19 protein-coding genes are annotated in these 20,549 nt (G+C 44.0%); 2 read left to right on the plus strand and 17 right to left on the minus strand.

Annotated elements, in window-relative coordinates; translation table 11 throughout:
• Positions 1–197: 197 nt before the first annotated feature.
• From CYL18_RS14195 to CYL18_RS14265, 15 genes are all read right to left on the minus strand, one after another.
• On the minus strand, positions 198–503 hold the full coding sequence (locus CYL18_RS14195; RefSeq protein ID WP_104850189.1) for a hypothetical protein: 306 nt from the start codon (positions 501–503) through the stop codon (positions 198–200).
• A 468-nt stretch (positions 504–971) separates the two neighbouring features.
• Complete coding sequence (locus CYL18_RS14200) at positions 972–2,144, minus strand: acyl-CoA dehydrogenase family protein (RefSeq protein ID WP_104850190.1); 1,173 nt, start codon at positions 2,142–2,144, stop codon at positions 972–974.
• Positions 2,145–2,282: 138 nt separating this feature from the next.
• On the minus strand, positions 2,283–3,377 hold the full coding sequence (locus CYL18_RS14205) for a CaiB/BaiF CoA transferase family protein (protein ID WP_104850191.1): 1,095 nt from the start codon (positions 3,375–3,377) through the stop codon (positions 2,283–2,285).
• Between the two features lie 67 nt (positions 3,378–3,444).
• Positions 3,445–4,731, minus strand: coding sequence for an acetyl-CoA hydrolase/transferase family protein (locus CYL18_RS14210; RefSeq protein WP_104850192.1), 1,287 nt, complete (start codon positions 4,729–4,731; stop codon positions 3,445–3,447).
• A gap of 22 nt (positions 4,732–4,753) precedes the next feature.
• Complete coding sequence (locus tag CYL18_RS14215; RefSeq protein WP_104850193.1) at positions 4,754–5,947, minus strand: thiolase family protein; 1,194 nt, start codon at positions 5,945–5,947, stop codon at positions 4,754–4,756.
• Positions 5,944–6,822, minus strand: coding sequence for a hydroxymethylglutaryl-CoA lyase (locus CYL18_RS14220; RefSeq protein WP_104850194.1), 879 nt, complete (start codon positions 6,820–6,822; stop codon positions 5,944–5,946). Before CYL18_RS14220 ends, CYL18_RS14215 begins: the two co-directional genes overlap by 4 nt.
• A 16-nt stretch (positions 6,823–6,838) precedes the next feature.
• Positions 6,839–8,014 (minus strand): acyl-CoA dehydrogenase family protein, encoded by a 1,176-nt coding sequence (locus tag CYL18_RS14225; RefSeq protein ID WP_104850195.1) that lies wholly within the window; start codon positions 8,012–8,014, stop codon positions 6,839–6,841.
• Positions 8,015–8,016: 2 nt separating this feature from the next.
• Positions 8,017–8,805 carry an enoyl-CoA hydratase/isomerase family protein gene (locus tag CYL18_RS14230; protein WP_104850196.1) on the minus strand — a complete coding sequence of 263 codons (789 nt, stop codon included), beginning with the start codon at positions 8,803–8,805 and terminating at the stop codon, positions 8,017–8,019.
• Positions 8,806–8,829: 24 nt separating this feature from the next.
• Entirely contained in the window at positions 8,830–9,612 is a 783-nt protein-coding gene (locus CYL18_RS14235) for an enoyl-CoA hydratase/isomerase family protein (protein WP_104850197.1), read from the minus strand.
• 16 nt (positions 9,613–9,628) lie between these two features.
• Entirely contained in the window at positions 9,629–10,831 is a 1,203-nt protein-coding gene (locus tag CYL18_RS14240; RefSeq protein WP_104850198.1) for a CaiB/BaiF CoA transferase family protein, read from the minus strand.
• Positions 10,832–10,848: 17 nt separating this feature from the next.
• Positions 10,849–11,628, minus strand: a complete 780-nt coding sequence (locus CYL18_RS14245) for an IclR family transcriptional regulator (RefSeq protein ID WP_104850199.1) — start codon at positions 11,626–11,628, stop codon at positions 10,849–10,851.
• A gap of 111 nt (positions 11,629–11,739) precedes the next feature.
• On the minus strand, positions 11,740–12,144 hold the full coding sequence (locus CYL18_RS14250; RefSeq protein ID WP_104850200.1) for a PaaI family thioesterase: 405 nt from the start codon (positions 12,142–12,144) through the stop codon (positions 11,740–11,742).
• A gap of 255 nt (positions 12,145–12,399) precedes the next feature.
• On the minus strand, positions 12,400–13,212 hold the full coding sequence (locus CYL18_RS14255) for an enoyl-CoA hydratase/isomerase family protein (RefSeq protein ID WP_104850201.1): 813 nt from the start codon (positions 13,210–13,212) through the stop codon (positions 12,400–12,402).
• Complete coding sequence (locus CYL18_RS14260) at positions 13,187–14,299, minus strand: acyl-CoA dehydrogenase family protein (RefSeq protein ID WP_104850202.1); 1,113 nt, start codon at positions 14,297–14,299, stop codon at positions 13,187–13,189. Before CYL18_RS14260 ends, CYL18_RS14255 begins: the two co-directional genes overlap by 26 nt.
• Positions 14,296–15,450, minus strand: coding sequence for an acyl-CoA dehydrogenase family protein (locus CYL18_RS14265; RefSeq protein WP_236636488.1), 1,155 nt, complete (start codon positions 15,448–15,450; stop codon positions 14,296–14,298). The genes CYL18_RS14260 and CYL18_RS14265 overlap by 4 nt, the downstream gene beginning before the upstream one ends.
• Positions 15,451–15,645: 195 nt before the next feature.
• Here CYL18_RS14265 and CYL18_RS14270 point away from each other — a divergent pair, with 195 nt between their 5' ends.
• Positions 15,646–16,803 carry a DUF2515 family protein gene (locus CYL18_RS14270; protein ID WP_104850203.1) on the plus strand — a complete coding sequence of 386 codons (1,158 nt, stop codon included), beginning with the start codon at positions 15,646–15,648 and terminating at the stop codon, positions 16,801–16,803.
• A gap of 97 nt (positions 16,804–16,900) precedes the next feature.
• Positions 16,901–18,157 carry an Nramp family divalent metal transporter gene (locus CYL18_RS14275; RefSeq protein ID WP_104850204.1) on the plus strand — a complete coding sequence of 419 codons (1,257 nt, stop codon included), beginning with the start codon at positions 16,901–16,903 and terminating at the stop codon, positions 18,155–18,157.
• Positions 18,158–18,449: 292 nt separating this feature from the next.
• Here the strand turns inward: CYL18_RS14275 and CYL18_RS14280 are convergent, their stop codons facing one another.
• Together CYL18_RS14280 and CYL18_RS14285 are read right to left on the minus strand one after the other, a co-directional pair.
• Positions 18,450–18,893, minus strand: coding sequence for a GNAT family N-acetyltransferase (locus tag CYL18_RS14280; protein WP_104850205.1), 444 nt, complete (start codon positions 18,891–18,893; stop codon positions 18,450–18,452).
• 171 nt (positions 18,894–19,064) lie between these two features.
• Positions 19,065–20,015 (minus strand): tyrosine recombinase XerC, encoded by a 951-nt coding sequence (locus tag CYL18_RS14285; RefSeq protein ID WP_104850206.1) that lies wholly within the window; start codon positions 20,013–20,015, stop codon positions 19,065–19,067.
• Positions 20,016–20,549 lie beyond the last annotated feature (534 nt).

Here is a 20,549-nt window from a genome sequence, read left to right on the forward strand (position 1 = left end):
AGATGTCCGGTAGGATTAAGACGCTAGTAATAGTAAATGAGTATAGGTGGCGTTTTTATGCAGGGCAGACCATTGATAAAATTGCCCATTCAATAGATGAACCTGCACCTTCCCAATTTATTCATGACAATAGGATGGACCGTTCCGATGTATAGTTAATCGACATCTACAATCGTTTTATAGTCATAGAATGTGCATCATCTAATTGATGCCGGTAAACCTTCAAGGATAACAAGGGATTTTCCATTAACTTGATTGGCCAAAAGCTTGGAAGGCTCTGCTATCTTCCCATCTATTAACACGCTGAAATGCTCGCACATGGCACTTTCGCTGGTTCTTTTTTTGCCAAATAACAAGAGCCTGTCACGCAATAGGTCGACCACGCAATCAGTTGGATCAACTTGTAAGTGATAATGTATTTTGTTGACCGTCAGCGTTAAAGACAGTTTTCTTTTTTGTTTTATGTTACCCATTTCATTCAAAATCACGTTTGTTATATCCATTGGGCTAGCCTCCTCCGTTTCGATATTGGCAAGAATATTTCGTAAACGTAATCTAGGTACGCTCCTCTTTACATATGATTGTTGTGGCTGCCTAGCCTATGTTACCGGAATGGTAAGAAACTTAAGAAATCTTTCCGATACTAAAAAAACTGGAAAGTCTTTTTATGTATATGATTGAAAGTTAAATATAACTATTTAGGCTGGCATACTTAATTATTAGCTATATTCCTTGCTTTTGCACGCAATTTGATAGGTAATCTCACAAAGAAAAATAATCTTAAGGCAGACAATGTTATACATCCTCACCAGATTTCCTTTCCTTTCACAACACAGGAGCAGTAAAGAGCCGTTTGTGTTGATTCCTCCATACTATTAGCAAACACACAGATAGGTTCCTTGCAGCCTCAATGGAAGAGCCCTGCTCATTGTATAAAAGAGCAGGGTCCTTCAACTGTTCAGTGTTATTATCTATACTTGCACAGACCGGGCATTTTTCTCATATTCCTTATGAAGCTGGGCTGCGATAATATTTTTCTGGATTTCCGATGTTCCTTCATAAATTTTCGTTATCCGTGCGTCCCGGTAATATCTTTCTATCGGGAATTCTTTAATATAGCCAATTCCGCCATGAATTTGGACAGCCTTATCCGCGATTCGGTTATAAATCTCTGAACCTAAAAGCTTTGCCATGGCCGCCTCCTTGATCACATTCATACCTTGGTCGACCATCCAGGCAACGCGGTATGTCATCGAGCGCAGGGTTTCGGTATCAAGTGCGATTTCAGCGAGATAATGCTGGATGATTTGCTGTTCAAAGATGGGCTTTCCAAATTGTTCACGTTCATGGGCATATTTCGTTGATAGCTCAAGCAGCTTTTGACAGGAGCCGAGATTTCGGGCGGAAAGGCCTGCCCGCCCGTTTGCGAGAATTTTTAAAGCATTGATATAGCCAAGACCTTCCATCCCAAGAACATTTTCAGCCGGAACCTCACAATCCTCAAAGAAAATTTCAGAGGAATGTGAGCCGCGAAGCCCCATCTTTTCTTCCTTCTTGCCGACGATAAAGCCGGGGAAATCCTTTTCAACGATGAAGGACGTAATCCCTTTTGCTCCCTTATCTCGGTCTGTAACGGCCATGACCGTAAAAACATCGGCAATCGGCCCATTCGTGATATAATGCTTCGAGCCGTTTAGGATGTACTTATCCCCTTTTTTGACCGCGGTTGTTTTGAGAGCAGCAGCGTTTGAACCAGCGCTCGGCTCCGTTAAGGCGAAAGCACCGATGCGATTACCCCGGGCCATGTCTGGCAAATAACGCTTCTTTTGCTCGTCGGTTCCCATTTCAACGATACCTACCGAACCAATGCCGGTATGGGCGCCGATGACAGTCGTATAGCCGTTAGATGTGCGACCGATTTCCTCATAAAGGGCGCACTTTCCGACCATATCAATACCGATTCCGCCGTATTCCTCCGGGATGCTGAGTCCAAACAGCCCCATTTCCTTGCTCATGCTCATAATTTTCTCCGGTATTTCATCCTCCTCCTCGATTTGCTGGGCGAGCGGGTCTACTGTATGATCAATAAAGTCACGAATGGACCTCTTCATTTCAATCAGTTCTTCACTTAATGAAAAATTCATGTCATCTCCCCTTTTCCTTCGTTTTTATCTTAATTCAACAGGCTTGCGCTTTATCTATCCCCGCTTTTTCATATTCGTTGTATGTAAATCTGTCTTATCGATTCAGATGAGAAATGGAGATTTTTTTCTATAATCATCTTACCGGCTGAGCTTGCCAACGTATTCCTTTGTATGTGCCCCAAGTGCTGGGGGCTCTGTATCAGGAGTCGCTCCGAAGAATCCTGTCGCTTGATTGGTCACATAACGGTATGAGCCGCTGTCGCTAATGAGGTTCCATTCCTTTAACTCCTCAGTATCTATGAGCTCGCTCGTTTCAAGGACAGGGGACATGCAGCAATCCACTTCGCGCGCAAATCTGGACCATTCAGATAATGATTTTGTACGGATAAGCGCATGGATTTCCTCGTAAACGGGATTCCCGCTCTCAGCCCGAGAAAATTGTTCCTTCTCCCATTCCTCTTTGCCTACTCCCTTGCAGAAGTTGCACCAAAATTTCTCTTCAAGTGCGCCAATCGCGATAAAGCGCTGGTCGGATGTTTCATAGAGAGTGTAGCAAACAAAAGCACCGCTTAATCTTTCTACACCATGCTCTTCACCTGTCAGGCTCTCAATGACAATATGATTGGACATGAGCGGCAGTAAAGTTTTCGTGATAGCAAGGTCGATATATGAGCCCTCATTTGTGCGCATTCTTTTGACCAAGGCAGCTAATATCGCTTCACTGGTACTTATTCCGCCGATGAAATCGGCAATCGTATTGCTTGGAAGATGAGGTTTGCCATTATGGTCCTTCATTTGAGCGAGCATCCCGCTTAGAGACATATAATTGATGTCATGGCCGCCAAGATGGCTGATGGACCCAGTCTGTCCGTAGCCTGTCAGGGAGCAATAAATAATATCCGGTTTAACGCTTTTGATTTCTTCATACCCGATGCCGATTCGTGCGGCGACCCCTGGCCGGAATCCTTCTATGACAACATCGGCTTCCCGGGCAAGTTCAAGGGCAGTTTTTCTGTCCTCCTCATTCTTCAGGTTTAAGACGACACTTTTCTTCTTCCTGTTCTGGGCGAGGAAAACGGGGCTTTGCTCATGCTCATCCAGGGAAAAACGGGCAAGGTCACCAAAGGGCGCCTCGACCTTAATGACGTCTGCGCCCATATCCGCAAGACGCAAAGTGGCATGCGGACCGGGTAAGTATTGTGTGAAATCCAGGACGCGAATTCCCTCTAACATTCAGACCAACACCTTTCCATTTTTTTAGCGGTTACAGCTTTCTATTGTTTGACACACATTCTTTAAGTCAACTTCCATTTTGCTTTACTTGCCATTCAAGTTTATCCTTGAAGGCAGGATGAGCGATTGCGAGCAATTCGGCAGCCCTTTCTTTGACGGTCTTTCCGAATAAACTGGCCACTCCGTACTCGGTCACGACATAATCAATTTCTGACTTTACTGAGGTGACAAATGAGGTCGATAGCCTGATCCTTGATTCCGTTCCTTTTTTGGCGGTTGATGGCAGGGCAATAATCGAACGCCCTCTAGTAGAAAGACGGGAGCCAAGGATGAAATCCATCTGCCCGCCGACACCTCCAAGCGGGTATCTTCCTGCCTGCTCAGCATTGACATTCCCCAACAAGTCCACTTCAAGTGCGGAATTAATGGAATAAAACTGATTGATTTGAGCAATGACAGCAGGATTATGTGTGTACTCTACCGGCTGCAGATGAATGGCTTCATTCTGATGGGCAAAGGCATATAATCGCTTCGTTCCCGTCAGCGTCGTACATATCGTTTGATGTTGGTTGATTTCTTTATAGGCATTTGTCACAACGCCGGACTCCATTAAGTCAACAGCCATATCTGTAATCGAGCCAGAATGAATGCCAAGATCCCTTTTTTCCTTCAGAGAGCCAAGGATACTATCCGCAAGGCGTCCGACCCCTACTTGAATGGTTGCTCGGTGAGGAATGATCTCTGCTACATACTGCCCAATGATTTTCTCCTCTTCACGTCCAGCTGCAGATGGAACATCAAGTAAAGGGCGATTGGATAGGACAAAATGGTCGATCTCTGCCACATCAACATATACATCGCCATGTGTAACAGGAAGCTCCTCATTAACCTGGGCAATAACGATATTTGCCTGCTCAATGAGCGTGTGAATGATGTCTACCGAGATGCCTAAATGGCATTTTCCGAACTCATCAGGAGAGCTCACTTGAATGAGGGCGACATCGACCGGATTTTCCTTCAACCAAGCCGGAATCTGCGATAAGTTAACAGGCAAATAATCACAGAAATGATTCTCATATGCTTGCTTTAGACGGGCAGAATGCAAAAAGCTATGGATGATGAAATGTGATTCGGCGTCAGGAGTGGCATACAGACAAGGGCTCCCGATATTGAGGGTATAGAGAATGGTTTGTTCAAATCTGTCCTTTTGGCGGACCAATTCTTCCACTAGTGTTTGCGGTTCATTGCAAAAAGGAGCGAGAAAAACTTTATTATGAGATTGAATGACGGATATTGCTTCATTCGCCTTTACCTGCCGATTCTTATAATTATGGAGCCAGTCTGATTTATTCATGAATCATTTGCCCCCATTCTCCCTATACGAGTAAATTCTCGATGATGGTTGTGATGCCAAGTCCGCCACCGATGCAAAGTGTCACCATTCCATATTTTTCTCCCCTGCGCTCCATCTCATGAAGGAGCTTTGTCATTAACACGCCCCCAGTTCCGCCTAACGGATGGCCAAGGGCTATGGCTCCGCCGTTCACATTGACCTTATTAACATCAAGGGAGAGCTCCTTGATAACGGCAATGGATTGGGCGGCAAAAGCCTCGTTCAGCTCAATTAAACCGATATCCTCTAATTTCAAGTCAACCTGCTTTAACGCCTTTTTAGTAGAGGGAGCTGGTCCGATTCCCATGATTTCTGGGGATACGCCGGCCGTTGCTTGAGCGATAATACGCGCTTTTGGCTTCTTCTCATATCTTGCACAGGCTTCCTCAGACATCATCAAGACCACTCCAGCTCCATCATTCCTGCCGCTTGAGTTACCTGCTGTCACCGATCCGTTCTCCTTAAAGACAGGTTTTAAGGATGAGAGTTTGTTCATTGACGTCGCACGAGGGTGCTCATCCACCCGGAACTCCACCGTTTCTTTTCTTGATTTCAGTTCGTATGGAACAATTTGCTCGTCAAACAGACCTCCTTCAATGGCTCTTTTGGCATTTTCTTGACTCCTGAGCGCAAATTCATCTTGTTCTGTACGCGAAATAGCATATTTTTCAGCAAGGTTTTCAGCCGTCATCCCCATTGTCAAAGGTCCATATGTCTCAATTGGTTGAGCTCTTGGCTGACTTTCTGTATTTGGATCAAGGAGCAGACCGTTTCCTGCTCCATAGCCGTATCGAGCGTTCCTTAAATAATAGGGAGCCGTGCTCATGCTTTCCGCCCCTCCGGCAATGATGACATCCGCATACCCGCACATAATCTGCTGATGAGCGTTATTTATCGACTGGACACCTGAACCGCATTGGCGATGGACGGTGTACCCCGATACTTCGATGGGTAATCCGGCTCTTAGGAGAGCAAGCCTTGCCATATTAGGTGAATCCGTGCTTTGTTTGGCCTGCCCAAGAATGACCTCATCAACCTCATTGGCATCAAGCCCAGTGCGTGAGACAATCTCGCTGATAACCTTAGCGGCTAAATAATCAACCTCAATCTCTTTCAAGGCTCCGCCCATTCGTCCAACAGCCGTTCTTACAGAATCGATCATTACGGCATTTTTCATATAAATTCCCCTTTCAGCTTCACGCTCGACAATCCTTTTGCGTACTTGCCGGCTTCGGCGAGCTTCGGTTGATTGATTCCTGTTGTACATCCCATTTCTTCCACCATATAAATCAATTCTTCACTTGAAATATTGCCGGTGGACCCAGGGGAATACGGACAACCGCCCAATCCTCCTGCAGAGCTGTCAAACTTTGTAATGCCCGCCTGCATGGAAGCGATTACATTAGCGAGCGCCATTTTATATGTGTCATGAAAATGCGCGACAAATGTTTGATTTGGATATAAATCCGTTAATCTAGCAAAACGTTCATACACTAGTTTTGGATCTGCCTTTCCGTTTGTATCACCGATGTCAACCTCATCAACTCCCAAATCAACAAATCGGCTGCATACATGATTAACCTCTTCAAATGACACATAGCCTTGGAAGGGACATTTGAAAGCCATGGAGATATAGCCTCTGATGAATTTCCCCTCGTGTTTAGCCTCTCTAATCAGTATTTCTGCCTCTTTTAATGATTCATCCGTCGTACGATTGACATTTCGTTTGTTGAATTCGTTGCTCGCACCGATAAAGACGGCTATTTGGGGCACATCCATAGCAAGCGCTCTTTCTAATGCTTTCATATTTGGGGTTAGCGCAATATAGGTCAGTCCAAGTTGATTGCAATAAGCGGCAATTTCCTCTGAATCTGCCATTTGCGGCACCCATTTTGGATGGACGAAAGAGGCCGTCTCAATCCGTTTAAAGCCTGAATCAGCCAGCCGGTCAATTAAATCTTTCTTCTGTTCAGTCGTGATGGGGTTCGGTTCATTTTGAAGGCCATCTCTCGGGCCAACTTCGATTATTTCCACTTCTTTTGGAAAAAACATCTTCTATCCCCCTTGTTTAATAGGACCTGGGCAAACCGAGAACATGTTCTGAAACATAGGATAATATGAGATTCGTAGAAATCGGGGCAACCTGATACAGTCTTGTTTCCCTAAATTTTCGTTCGATATCATATTCTTCTGTGAATCCGTATCCCCCATGAGTCTGCAAGGCTGCATTGGCCGCTTCCCATGAAGCATCTGCAGCGAGGAGTTTAGCCATATTAGCCTCCGCCCCGCATGTTTCCCCTCGGTCGAATAATTCTGATGCCTTGATTCGCATCAAGTCTGCCGCTTCAATCTGCACATGAGCTTTGGCAATCGGAAACTGGATTCCTTGGTTTTGCCCGATCGGCCGATTGAATACGACTCTTTCTTTCGCATAATTGGCGGCCCGCTCCACAAACCATCTGCCATCCCCAATACACTCGGCCGCAATTAAGATTCTCTCCGCATTCATGCCATCTAGAATATAGCGAAAACCTTTCCCTTCTTCCCCAATCAAGTTTGCTGCCGGAACCTCAAGATCCTCCATGAAAAGTTCAGTTGTAGCATGGTTCATCATCGTACGGATTGGCTTGATGGTCAGACCATTACCCACCGATTCTTTTAAATTAACTAAAAGAACGGATAATCCTTCTGTCTTCTTCTTGACTTGCTCTAATGGTGTCGTACGGACTAGCAATATCATCAAATCAGAATGTTCAGCTCTTGAGATGAATACCTTTTGGCCATTGACGATATACTTGTCTCCTTTTTTTTCGGCAAATGTTCGAAGCTTTGTCGTGTCAGTGCCCGTATTCGGTTCTGTTACCCCAAACGCTTGCAGCCGAAGGGTTCCATCAGCTATTTTTGGTAGGTAAGCGCGTTTTTGCTCCAGACTGCCATGACGAAGCAGGGTTCCCATTGTATACATTTGGGCATGGCAAGCACCAGCATTGCCTCCTGAACGGTTTATCTCTTCAAGGATAATCGAAGCTTCCATAATCCCTAACCCAGAACCGCCATATTCTTCAGGAATCAAGGCTGCGAGAAAGCCGTTTTTCGTAATATCCTCTACGAAGGCCTCGGGGTATGCTAATTCAGCGTCCAATTCACGCCAATACTCATCAGGATATTTCCTGCAAATACTGCGCACGCTTTGACGTAACTCCTCATGAAATTTTGACTGTTCCTTTTGATCTGCCGCATTCATGCTTATCCCTCCGTCCATGTACGGAAATTTGGTTTTCTCTTCTCAAAAAATGCCTTTCTTCCTTCTTGGAAGTCATCTGTTTGGAAACAGATTCCTTGAGCCAATCCTTCCTCTTCCAATGTGTGTTCTATGTCAGAGAGGATGCTCCGATTGATGAGTCTTTTCGTTAAGCCGATGGAATGGGACGGCCCATCAGAAAGCTTTTGGGCAAGTTTTTGGGCCTTATCTAAGAGAATCTCGTCATCAACTACCTGATTAACGATACCAAGCCGATAGGCTTCGGCTGCAGAAATCCTTTCCCCAGTCATCATCAATTCCATTGCCTTATGCCTCCCTACTAATCTAGGAAGAAAATAAATCGAGCCAAGATCAGGTATGAGACCGACATGGACGAAGCTTTGGATGAATATGGAGCTGCTGGCAGCAACGATAATGTCACTTGCGAGCGCCACACTGACTCCCGCGCCAGCTGCAGCACCATTGACCGCTGAGATAATCGGCTTTTCCAGTTGAATCATAGATTGGATCATCGCGTGTCCACTTTGAAGTCTTTTCCTTCCCTTTATAGGATCCAGCCCCTCCATTTGGCTCAGGTCGCCCCCAGCTGAAAAAGCAGGTCCGCTGCCAGTAAGGACAATACTGCGAATAGCCTCATCCTCACTGGCTTTAGAGAAAAAATCTCTCAATTCATTTCGAGCAAGAAGGCCAAGTGCGTTCCTTACTTCCGGGCGGTTCAACCGTACGGTACATACTCCGTTTTGTGTGTCTGTCGTGATCGTTTCATAAGCCATGAATATTACCCCTGCCTTTCACATTTACTTGCCGATGAATTGCGGCTGTCTTTTCTCTACAAAGGCCTTAACGCCCTCTAGTCGGTCCTTTGTATCAACACAGCGATTATAGTAATCTATTTCAAGCTCCCGCGCTTCCCGATAATCTGCACTGTATAGTTCATCAAGCGCCGCCTTGCAATATTGGACGGCAAGCGGTGCATTAGAGGCCATTTTTTCCACAAAGGCGAGTGTTTCTTCCTTGATTGACTGCCTTGTTGTGAGACGGTTAATCAAACCTGCCTGATCTGCCTCTTGCGCTCGAATCATTCTCCCTGTCAAAATCCATTCCTTTGCCTTATGCATGGGAATTCTCCTAGACAGAAGTCTTGTACCACCTCCGCCCGGCATAATCCCCCTTGTCACCTCAGGCAAACCGAAAATGGCCTGCTCCGTTGCGATGATAAAATCACAATTTAGGACAATTTCAAATCCGCCGGCTAGAGCATACCCATCGACAACGGCGATGACAGGCTGCTTCATGTCCTGCAATTGATGAAACATCGCTTCAAACAGTTTGTGCTGTTCCTTCCACTGATCCTCACTCATCCCATTCCGTTCCTTCAAATCAGCCCCAGAGCAAAAAGCCCCTTCTGTAGAAGAACGAATGATGACCACCCTTGCCTCACTGTGATGAATGGTCTGGCACAGTTCTAGAATTTCTCTTGCCATATCTGTCGTAAAAGCGTTTCTCGCTTCTGGACGGTCAAGGATGATTTCGGCTATCTCCTGATTAGTTCCTAATCGATTGTAATGGACATGGTTCATAGGTCTTCACTCCCCTTCACGATTGATGAATAGGCGGAGAATTCCCTATAACATTCTCCTCCTGAAGCTTCCTGATTTCCTCTTCTGTATACCCTAAGCTGTTCAAGTATTCTGCCGTATGTTCCCCCAGAATTGGCGCATACGTTTGAAGCTCACCAGGTGTCGCTGAAAATTTAATAGGAAACCCAATTTGCTTGATTCTGCCTGCAATAGGATGATCTTGCTCAATCAGCATTTCCCTTTCCTGGATTTGCGGGTCATGGAAAAGCTCATCTAGTGTATTGACAGGTCCGACACAGGTTTGCTCTTGTGATAACAATTCCATCCATTGCTGTTTCGTTCGTTCCTTGAACAAGTTTGTTAATTCTTGCTTCAATTTCGTCTGAACTTCGGTTTTACCCTCGTGCAATTCCTTCCAATCAGGCCGGTCAATCAGCTCGCAAAAACGGTCCCAAAACTTCCTCTCTGATGCCCCGATTGAGAGAAATTCACCATCCTTTGTCTCATAGAGCTGATAGTAGGCAAATTGCCCATCCAGGCGGTTTTTCCCTCGTTTAGGCACATCTCCTGAAACAAAATAATCTGAAGCTGCGGCATATAGCCAAGTGACAGCGCCATCTGTCATAGAAACATCGATGTATTGGCCCTTTCCTGTTTTCTCTTTATATAATAAAGCCATCAAGATTCCGGATAGTGCCATCAGAGACCCTCCGCCAATATCCGCAATCTGAACTCCGGGAATGACTGGCCTTCCATCTTCCTCCCCATTGAGACTGAGAATTCCTGAATATCCGGCATAATTGATGTCATGCCCAGGCAGTGAACGATAGGGACCCGTTTGCCCATAGCCTGTGAGGGAGCAATAGACAATCTGCGGATTGATCTTGGAGATTTGTTCATAGCTAATTCCTAGGCGCTCCATCACTCCAGGCCTGAATCCCTCGATTATCACATCCGACTCACCAGCCATCTTGTTGAAGATAGCAATGCCAGTTTCAGTCTTTAAGTTAAGTTCCACACTCTTTTTATTGCGATTGACGGTCAAGTGCCTCGCGCCAATTCCATTGACCGCAGGTTCCCTTGAACGAATATAATCTCCTCTTCCGGGTTCTTCGATTTTGATGACCTCAGCTCCATAATCAGCAAGCATGAGCGTACAAAAGGGTCCGGGAAGAAGTCTCGTCAAATCTAGTACCTTGATTCCGGATAAAGCTCCCATCAAGCACTCTCCTTCTTTCATTCGTTTCCTGATAGCTTTCGGCTGATTTCATTTGCTGCTTCCTTGATCAGCCGTCCCTTTTCTTGCAGGTCTTCTTCATCATGGCGTGAAGTAAAGCCAATCAGTTCAATTGATAGGTCGACCTTACCGCCTTCAGTGAAAATAGGTGCCGCAATCCCGCATACGCCTTTGATATACTCGCCATATGTAATGTGAAAGCCGCGTTTCCTTAATGCTTCACATTCTTTTTTTATCCTGGCTATCTCATGGGGTGAATACGGCCTTAAGCCAGTATTCTGTTCTAAGATTGCCGCTCTCTTTTCTTCATCGAGATAAGCAAGCAGACAAAGGCCAAATGAGCCGTCCGTGATGGAGAAATGTCTGCCGACAGAAACGGTCACCCCAAAATCACTCGCTTCTGCTTTGCTGACAATGGCAAGCTTTTGTTCATTAATCTTATTGACTAGTATGGATGTCATTTGCGTTTCCTTCGTCAGTCTCTCAAGATAAGGCTGGATGACCAGCAAGTAATCAAGATGCTCCTTTGCCCGCTCCCCTAGCACGACCAAATATGGACCTAGCGTATAGCGTTTCTTCTCATCCATATAACGCACGATAGCCATCTCTTCCATCACACGCAGCAATCGGTAGCAGGTCGCCGGGTTTAGATTGAGCGCATTGGAAATTTCCGTGATGGTAGATTCCTTAAATCGGTTACGGCTAAGCAAACGAAGAATGGAAAAAGCATTTTCAAGTGCGGGGACCGTATATTTCTGTTTCTCTTTCGTTTGATTCATCTAGCCCACCTCATATAGAAAAAAATGGTAATAAGTAAATTTTACGAGTGAAAAAAGTTTTCGTCAATGAAACAATAGAATATTTTGACAATTGGTGCTTTCTTCACTGATTCATGCTTTCCTCAGAAGCTTGAAGGTCCCTATGGCTTTAGTTTTAAGAAGCCCGTCCTCTCCCTCAAGAAAACCTTCTGCTGTGACAAGGCTTCTTCCTAAATGGGTAATTTCAGCCCTTGCCGTTAGCTTCTCTCCCTCAAAAACCGCGGCTAAATAATGAGTCGACATATTAACTGTGACAAGCGGAATTCCTGTCTTAGACCTGATCGTGGCTCCCATCACAGAATCGAGCAGGCTGAACAATACTCCACCATGAACGGCCCCATTCACATTTAAATGATGGTCTTGGACTTGCAGAGTGCACCGGACATTCCCTGCTTCGAAAATATCCGTCCTGATGTTAAGATGCTGATTGAATGCACTGTTTTCAAATAGTTTTCTTACGTGATCAAGTGATTCCATCCTTCCATTGCCTCCTTATACCAAATCTGCCTGTATCATTTTAGCTCTAGACATATAGGTTTCGATCTGGCTCACCTTCTTTCGAGCCATTTTGATTCACTCTTGATTCTTTTCATTCATTTTCGAATCACGTAAAACCTCATCCCAGCTAATGTCTATCATGCAAGATTTATGCCAACCTATGTTTACCCCGACTTCCCACATATCCTTTCAAAAAGAAGGAACCCTCTGAAATTCAGATGAGTTCCCTATCAGTCAATTAAACTTTGGTTTTCTCTTTTCGACGAGTGCTTGAACGCCTTCCTGATAATCATCAAGCTCCGTGATAATTCCCATAGCAGAAGAAATCATATCCAATGAAGTTCTTAAATCGAGCTGGCGGCTTTGATAGACAGCTCTTTTCATAAAGCGCATCGTTTCCTTCGGGCCTTCTTTGAGCTTTTCGATATATTGCTCGGTAAAAGGTTCAAGTTCATTGTCGTCAACGACATATGTAAGTAGACCGAGCTGTTGGGCTTCTTCAGCTTCCAGCACCGTTCCATTCCACAATAAATCCAATGCTTTGTCGGTGCCAATCAGCCTTGGCAGGAACCAGGCAGCTCCATCTCCAGGGACAATGCCTGCTTTCACATAGCTTTCAGCGATTTTAGCACTCCTGGCGGCAATCCTGATATCACAAGCAAGCGCCATGTCAAAACCAGCTCCAAATGCAGCCCCTTGAATCATCGCGATAACCGGGATGTCTATTTCGGCAAGTAAAAGCGGGATGCGCTGGACATTCTTCCACAGGGAGTTTTTTCGGTCAAGGGCAGTGGAGGCATAATCATTCTTGCCCTCATGGTCCAAGAATCCTTCTCCCCTTGCCATTGCCTTTATATCCCCGCCAGAGCAAAAGGCGCGTCCATTTCCGGAAATGACTAAAACTCGAATCTCTTGTGAATCACGCACTTGTTCAAGAGCTTTGATCCAGGAATGAATCATATCTTCACTAAACGCATTCATTCGCTCAGGACGATTCAACGTTATCCGTGCCACTTGATTCTTAACGGTAAATAGTAAGTCGCTCATTTCTTTCTCCTTTCGGTGTATGTTGTCCGGTTATATATTCCCACAATCCATTTTGATTTCCATTCTGATTTCGTTGTCTGAGCTGGTTCGCAATTACCTTAGACCAATCAGCTTCACTTCCGAATTCATCTCGATATGACCAAAGCCTTCTGGTGCTGTGATGGAGGCTATGTTCATGGGTAAATCCGATAGCCGCCATGATTTGATGGGCTGTCTTTGCGAATTTGCCTGCCCCCTCATTCAAACGGATCTTAGCTAATGCGATATCTCTCGTCAGATAGCCGCTTTCTATGCTGGCAACGGCGTTATTAAAGGCTGCTTTTGCAGCGGCCAGTTCACCGGCAAGAAGCGCTATATGCTGCTGGATAGCTTGCTGGCGGGAAAGGGGCTTTCCGAACTGATGACGTGTTTGCACATGCTCGAGAGTCAATTCCATGATTCTCTCCATCGCTCCTGTCATCATTCCTATTCTCGCCAATGCCCCTAAACAAATCATGCGCTCGCGTAATTCTGGCGCAATCGGGCAATGCTCCAATTCTTTGAGGGGCACCTTGCCGAAAACGAGCGTGTCTCTCACTTCACCGGCCAAATTTTTGCCCGTTTTAATCTTCGCCGCTTGAACAGGAAGAAGAACTAATTCCAGCTCTTGCCCCCGCTCTAAGAAAGCCATGACATGATTTGCTTCCCTGCCATACGGAACATAAGGAACCATGCCAGATATACACCCTGATTCAAAAGATATATGATTCTCATTAAGCGAATACAAGGATGGATGGCTTTTCATTTCAGTACTTATTCCCAATCCTGTTTCCGCTAAAAGCCAATTACCTATCAATGTTTCAGCTAGCGGGATTGGAGCTGAAAATTTACCCGCAAGCTGCATAAGCTTCAAACCATCTGCTAGGTCCCCGCCATTCCCGCCATCCTCTTCCTCTATCCCTATGAGGAGCAGGCCGGCTTCCTGTAAATCCATCCATAAATCCGTTGGAAAATGCCCGTTCTCAGCCTGATCAACAGCATCCTTGGTCATATGCTTTAAAAAAATCTTATTTGCGCTCTGCAGAATTATGGCTTGCATGTCACTCATGCCTTGAACACTCCTTTTGCGATGATGCCTCTCAATATTTCTGTCGTGCCTCCCCTTAGTGTGAAGCCTGGAGATTGGAGGATAGACTCTGCCAGAAGTCTGCTTAACCGGTCTGAGGATTGAACAGACGGAATGACGGATGTATATTCTCTGGCTAGGTCTGCTATTTCTTGCTCAAACTGTGTCCCCATATCCTTAACAAGAGCTGCCGATATATCGGATGGGACATCTTTATCTAATTGGTCAGCAATTCCGATGGATAAATTACGTAAGCTCCATAGACGGGCAGTAAGCCTGCTTATCACCAGCAAGCCTTCATGTTCCTCTTTCTCAAGAAGAAAATTCGTCAGTTCATTAAGGAGGGGGTAGGTGCTAAGAAAGCGTTCAGGCCCGCTTCTTTCATAAGCGAGCTCGGCCATGCTTTGCACCCAGCCCTCACCCTCTAAGCCAATCAATCGGTTATCAGGAATAAACACATCATCGAAAAAGACTTCATTAAAATGGTGTTCACCCGTCATTAAGAGGATGGGGCGAATGGTTACTCCGTCAGATGACAAGTCAACTATCATCTGGCTCATCCCCGCATGCCTGTTTTGTGTATCCAGGTCGTCTGTTCGGCAAAGGGCAATCATATAATGAGAGAAATGGGCACCGCTAGTCCATATTTTGCTTCCATTAAGAATCCATCCTCCCTTAGTCTTTGTGGCTCTTGTTTGAATGGCTGCCAAATCAGATCCGGCATTAGGCTCACTTAGCCCGATGCAGAAAAAGCATTCTCCCTTCGCAATCCTCGGCAGGAAGTGACGTTTCTGCTCTTCTGTCCCATATTTCAATAGCAATGGGCCTGATTGCCTGTCAGCGATCCAATGCCCTGCTACCGGCGCCCCGAATGCAAGCAATTCCTCAATGACAGTATAGCGCTCAAGTGAGGAACGCTCATGCCCTCCATATTCCGCTGGCCAGGTCATGCCAATCCAGCCCATGTCCCCTAATCTTTTGGAGAAATCAGCCGAAAAACCGCTCAGCCAGCAATCACAATTGGATTCAATTCTTCCTGCTTGTAACTCATTCGTTAAAAAGTCGCGCACCTGCCGGCGAAGCTCATCCGCTTCCATCGGCAGACTAACTGCAGGCACTTCTAATATGTTCACGTTCCTTCACCAACCTTCCTCTGTTTCCTAGCTAATATGACAGCAGCTAATGATTCCTCCTTGCAGCAGCGCCTTCATATTGCCTTTATCTAAAGATCCATTAATCCTCTCCTGAATAATCATGCAATTTGCATGCCAACCCCTATTGGAATAAGCAAATGATTTTAGAATAAATTAAGGAGAAAACATGTAACCATGTTGCCTGAAAGGAGGACGTTTCCGATTTTCTTGCACGCAAATAAAACGCCTAAAAAATATTTACCTCTGCAAGCGGCACTAACCGAACGGCTCCGTTTGCCTCGGCCTCATCTCTCTCTTTCGGATAAAGAAAAACAGCTAGTCGCCGCTCTTCAAGCAGAAACAAACCGTTGCAACCTGAATAATGTAACGCGCACAAAAGCTTACCTAGACTTCTATAGACGAAACCCAGAGGTTCATTGGTCCTTCCTGGCTCACATGGTCTCACGCAATACTGGATGGAACATGACCGATTTAAAGGGCACCTTCCTGCCAAGCTTGCTGTCCAAACAAGAAAGCGAAGGCTTTTATGCCTTTTTAGAAAAAGGAAACTGGATTATTTTTGCGGATGCATTTCCCCAATTGTTGCTATATGAAAAAAGTAAACACGAGCAAAAAAATTATTTCTATCTGCTATCTTCCTTCAATGTGTCTATTTTTATGGAGGTCATTTGGTCCTTCTTTTTGAAAAATAGTGATTCACAAATGATTACCCTCGCATTGGTGGTGAATGAACAAAACCATTTGGAGCAGACCGTCATGAAGGATAAACAGATGAAGAAAAATGTATTTGAAAAGATCGAATTTAAGCTGCAGGATCTCCTGTCAATGAATCAAATCCTTTTTCCATCCGTAACAGGAAAAGATAGACTACGCTTGCGCGGAAAAACCATCCATCAGTTTGAGGAACTGCACAACCGCATTCAGATAGGCCGTTATTTATATGCCATCCTGTTTGAACCGGAACAATTACAAATGACTGCTCTTTGGGCCTTTGACACCCCTCACACAGGTTCTCGCATGGATTTTTGGCCGCATATATTTAATCTTGTGAATGAGGAGGTACCAGGAATCAAACGCAGGCATAGCCGATTCAAAAATGGTTCGTTAAAGCAAGGAGAACCAAGAGTGTATAGTCCCATATGGCAGAATGTCTGGAAGAGTATCTCTCATTCTTCGACAAGCGGAAATGAATGGTTTAAAGATACGGCTGTGTTGTTGTTTCTAGCAGATTTAGAAGAGAATCTCGATGGTTTCGTTGATAAAGAGTATTCCCGTACTCTAGAGAAGCTCGAATATACGGTCATTGCCAAAAATGCTGCCACTCTCTTTTAGTTAAAAATTTGAATTATATAAATATTTGATATTTTGACACAATAATAGGAGAATAAAAGTGAGCAAAGAAAGACATATAACAAACGGGGGGATATTTATGCAAGCACATCAAACAGATTTGCAGCCTGATGCAACGATTTCTAAGAAATCCATCATCGGGCCAGGGCTGATTGTCGCCGCTACAGGGGTAGGAGCTGGCGATCTTGTTGCCGCACTTGTTGCCGGCACGAATTATGGGCTCGTTTTCTTATGGGCCATCATCCTTGGATCTATATTGAAATTTGCCTTGAATGAAGGGGTTGGCCGCTGGCATGTGACAAGCGGGATGACGATGCTTGAAGGCTGGCACAAAATGGGGAAATGGGCCACTGGTTATTTCGGTGTTTATTCGATTATTTGGGGATTCGTATACGGTGCGGCTGGAACAGCCTCTTGTGCGCTCGCAATGTCGGCTCTGTTCCCGCAATTGACACTCACGCAATGGGCAATCATTCACGGTATTGCTGCCTTCTTGCTCGTGTGGTCCGGAAAATATAAAATCTTTGAATCTGCCATGAACGTATTAATCGGAATTATGTTCATTACAGTAGTTGGATCCGCACTCATCATTACACCTCAGCTAGGCGATGTCTTAGGAACGGCTGTCCCAGCCTTACCAGAGGGATCTTTACTTTACGCACTTGGTTTAATCGGGGGCGTAGGCGGTTCATTGACCATGGCTTCTTACGGTTACTGGCTTCAAGAGAAGAAATGGACGACACCATCCTTTATTCACGCTATTCGAATGGACTCAGCAGTAGCCTATATTGCAACCGCTATCTTTACCCTTTCCTTATTGGTCATGGGTGCAGGTTTATTGTATGGAACGGATGTAAACATCGCCGGAGAGGCAGGATTAGTTGATTTCGCAGGAATTATCGGCAATGAGCTTCATCCTGCTGTGAAATATTTATTCCTGATTGGTTTCTGGTCAGCATCCTTCACATCTGTATTAGGTGTATGGAATGGGGTTCCTTATCTTTTCTCTGATTTCGTCCGAACAATTACTCATAGCAATATAAGCAAAGATTCATTGAGCAAAACAAAATCGTACCGATTCTTTGTCCTATGGCTGACTTTCCCGCCGATGCTGCTCCACTTCCTTGGAAAACCGGTCGGGTTAATTATCGCATATGGTGCACTCGGTGCCATCTTTATGCCATTCTTGGCTATCACACTAATCTATTTACTCAATAAAAAGGAATATGTCGGAACAGTCGACCGCTCGCAAAAAGTTTCCAACGTCGTTCTATCCGTCAGCATTCTATTATTCCTTGTACTCGCTATCAATGAACTGATTAATATTTTCTCTTAAGCAAATGGTTAGGTAAGCATCTCCTGAACTTCTTAGAAGTCGGGCAGATGCTTTTTTGATAGGTTCTTTTCGTTACTTTGTTGCTAGTTATTTAAGTACTTTTCTTCATAAAAAACACGATATTATTTTCATTTATGACTGGAATGCCGTCCTTAACTTCTAATAATAAATCTAACATAAAGAGACATTAATCCTCCATTTCTCGATTAATGCCCTTTGTGTTCGTGTCATATTTTTAATCACTTCTATGCATTAATATAATGCCTATCCCTAACCGATCATGAAGAGTGTGTTATTTTTCTAAAAGCATATCCACGTGAGGGATATTATCTTCCAAATAGGTCTCCGATATAGGCTGAAAACCAAAGGAACCATAGAATTTCCTTAAATAATCCTGAGCTTGTATTTTAACCTTTGTTTCTTCTAATTCGTTTTGAATATAATCTAACCCTCTTTTCAAAAGTTCTTCTGCAAATCCTTGTCCCCTATATTCTTTCTTTACAAAGACCCGTCCAATAGAAGCTTCTTCATAACTGACACCTGCAGGTAAAATCCTTAAATACGCAACGATTTCTCCATTGTTTTCTTTAAAAAGGTGATACGAAAAAGGATCCTTCCCATCAACCTCTAGATAAGGGCAATTTTGCTCTACCACAAAAACCAAGGTTCTTTCCTTTAAAAGATTATATAGTTCAGTATTCGTTAATTCATCGAATTTCTTTAAATTCCAGCTCATCAAATTTCACCTCTTATTTTTATGCAAATGCTTATATATATTATTCATTTCACATCTTTACACTGTAAAATGGATAGAAGCTTCCCTTTTATTCTAAAGGTACAATCCTTATGAGAGCAGTCTTTTGATTATTAACTTATTTATTTTAAAAGCCCTCTAGTTGAGGATTACCTAATGATTAAACGGATTATTATTGATGACTTTCTCGATTTCTTTATCCTCGATATGTGTGTAGATTTGTGTCGTGGATATATTGGAATGGCCTAAAATTTGCTGGAGGCTCCTGATATCAGCGCCACTCTTATACATAATCGTTGCTGATGTGTGCCGAAGCTTATGCGGGGTAAGCTTATCCTTTTTCAGACCTGATTGCTCATTGATTTTCTTTACGATACGGGCTACTTGCTGCCGAGACAATTTCGTGCCTTTTTGGGAGAGGAATAAATAATCCGCATCAATAGGCCCTTGAAGCTTAATACGCTCATGCTTCATGTAGTCTGCGAGCGTATCCCTGCAAGCCTTATTTAAGTAAACGGTCCGTTCCTTATCCCCTTTACCTGAAATGAGAAGCGCATTTCCTTGTATGGATTTCATGGTTAGTGAACAAAGCTCTGATACGCGCAGTCCCAGGTTCAAAAAGAACATCATCATACAATAATTACGATAATAATGATGATTGCGTTCAATACCAGCCAGGAAAAGCTGTGCCTCCTCAAGATTCATATAAATAGGATTTTTCTTGCTAAGCTTTGGACTCTCAAGCTCCTCCGCAGGATTATCAGTAATCAACCGTCTCTTCCCCTTTAAATACTTGAAGAATGACTTCAGTGTCGCTACCTTCCTCGCCCGGGCAGATGCATTATTGTGACGGACTGTCTCACAATATTCGATAAATAGATACATATCCTCTAATGATATGTCCCGAATCGTCTCTATCGAAAGATCATGAATGGATACCTCATTAATCTTTTCAATCTCTAAGCCTTCATATGTAATCTTCAAGAATCGGAAAAATAGGGTCAAATCATATTCATACTCTTTCCGCGTTCTCATGGATTTTCCTTTAATGGTCGTTAAATAAATAAGAAAATCTCGCAATAACTTTGGCTGTTTTCCTTGCAATACTGCCACCTCTTCCTGAGGCGATTATAGCATAAAAATGTTCCCAAATTCATATTTGGGAACATTTTATTCGATTTTGATTAAAATTATTCATTTATAGGGGATATTCATCTTATTTGATATAAATATGAAGATCCGTCTTTGCATCGTCCTAAGATCAAACCTAGCTTTTATTCTAAATTATGGATGTTGCTGAGGGGCTCTCAGACGAAATTATCTTCTCTTTACCAAAGGAATGGTCCATTCATTTCGTTTCCTTAAGAATACCGAACAGCGTCCTATTTAAGCTTATTTTTATATATATTTCTGCTAAGTATTTTTGGCAGCCGCTCCACGAATTCGATTTCTCTCGGGTTTTGGTGCTTGTCATCTGACCTTCCTTGGAACCAATAGTATCTAATACTATAAAAAGAGAAAGCTCTTTTTGCTGTCACTGTTGTTTAACTAAAGCCCCAGTTAGTTTCCGTAATGCTTTACACCAATTCAAAGATGATTTGAAGCACTACATACTACTGTATGCCAAGTGTATTAAAT

Source organism: Pradoshia eiseniae (genome assembly GCF_002946355.1).
Classification (GTDB): Bacteria; Bacillota; Bacilli; order Bacillales; family Pradoshiaceae; genus Pradoshia; species Pradoshia eiseniae.

Coding starts and splice junctions, on each gene's coding strand:
- CYL18_RS14250 (WP_104850200.1), bottom strand. CDS start 12,144: ATGGAATCACTTGATCACGTAAGAAAACTATTTGAAAACAGTGCATTC.
- CYL18_RS14215 (WP_104850193.1), bottom strand. CDS start 5,947: ATGAAAAATGCCGTAATGATCGATTCTGTAAGAACGGCTGTTGGACGA.
- CYL18_RS14200 (WP_104850190.1), bottom strand. CDS start 2,144: ATGAATTTTTCATTAAGTGAAGAACTGATTGAAATGAAGAGGTCCATT.
- CYL18_RS14220 (WP_104850194.1), bottom strand. CDS start 6,822: ATGTTTTTTCCAAAAGAAGTGGAAATAATCGAAGTTGGCCCGAGAGAT.
- CYL18_RS14230 (WP_104850196.1), bottom strand. CDS start 8,805: ATGGCTTATGAAACGATCACGACAGACACACAAAACGGAGTATGTACC.
- CYL18_RS14255 (WP_104850201.1), bottom strand. CDS start 13,212: ATGAGCGACTTACTATTTACCGTTAAGAATCAAGTGGCACGGATAACG.
- CYL18_RS14225 (WP_104850195.1), bottom strand. CDS start 8,014: ATGAATGCGGCAGATCAAAAGGAACAGTCAAAATTTCATGAGGAGTTA.
- CYL18_RS14275 (WP_104850204.1), top strand. CDS start 16,901: ATGCAAGCACATCAAACAGATTTGCAGCCTGATGCAACGATTTCTAAG.
- CYL18_RS14205 (WP_104850191.1), bottom strand. CDS start 3,377: ATGTTAGAGGGAATTCGCGTCCTGGATTTCACACAATACTTACCCGGT.
- CYL18_RS14260 (WP_104850202.1), bottom strand. CDS start 14,299: ATGAGTGACATGCAAGCCATAATTCTGCAGAGCGCAAATAAGATTTTT.
- CYL18_RS14280 (WP_104850205.1), bottom strand. CDS start 18,893: ATGAGCTGGAATTTAAAGAAATTCGATGAATTAACGAATACTGAACTA.
- CYL18_RS14240 (WP_104850198.1), bottom strand. CDS start 10,831: ATGGGAGCTTTATCCGGAATCAAGGTACTAGATTTGACGAGACTTCTT.
- CYL18_RS14195 (WP_104850189.1), bottom strand. CDS start 503: ATGGATATAACAAACGTGATTTTGAATGAAATGGGTAACATAAAACAA.
- CYL18_RS14235 (WP_104850197.1), bottom strand. CDS start 9,612: ATGAACCATGTCCATTACAATCGATTAGGAACTAATCAGGAGATAGCC.
- CYL18_RS14270 (WP_104850203.1), top strand. CDS start 15,646: ATGTTGCCTGAAAGGAGGACGTTTCCGATTTTCTTGCACGCAAATAAA.
- CYL18_RS14210 (WP_104850192.1), bottom strand. CDS start 4,731: ATGAATAAATCAGACTGGCTCCATAATTATAAGAATCGGCAGGTAAAG.
- CYL18_RS14245 (WP_104850199.1), bottom strand. CDS start 11,628: ATGAATCAAACGAAAGAGAAACAGAAATATACGGTCCCCGCACTTGAA.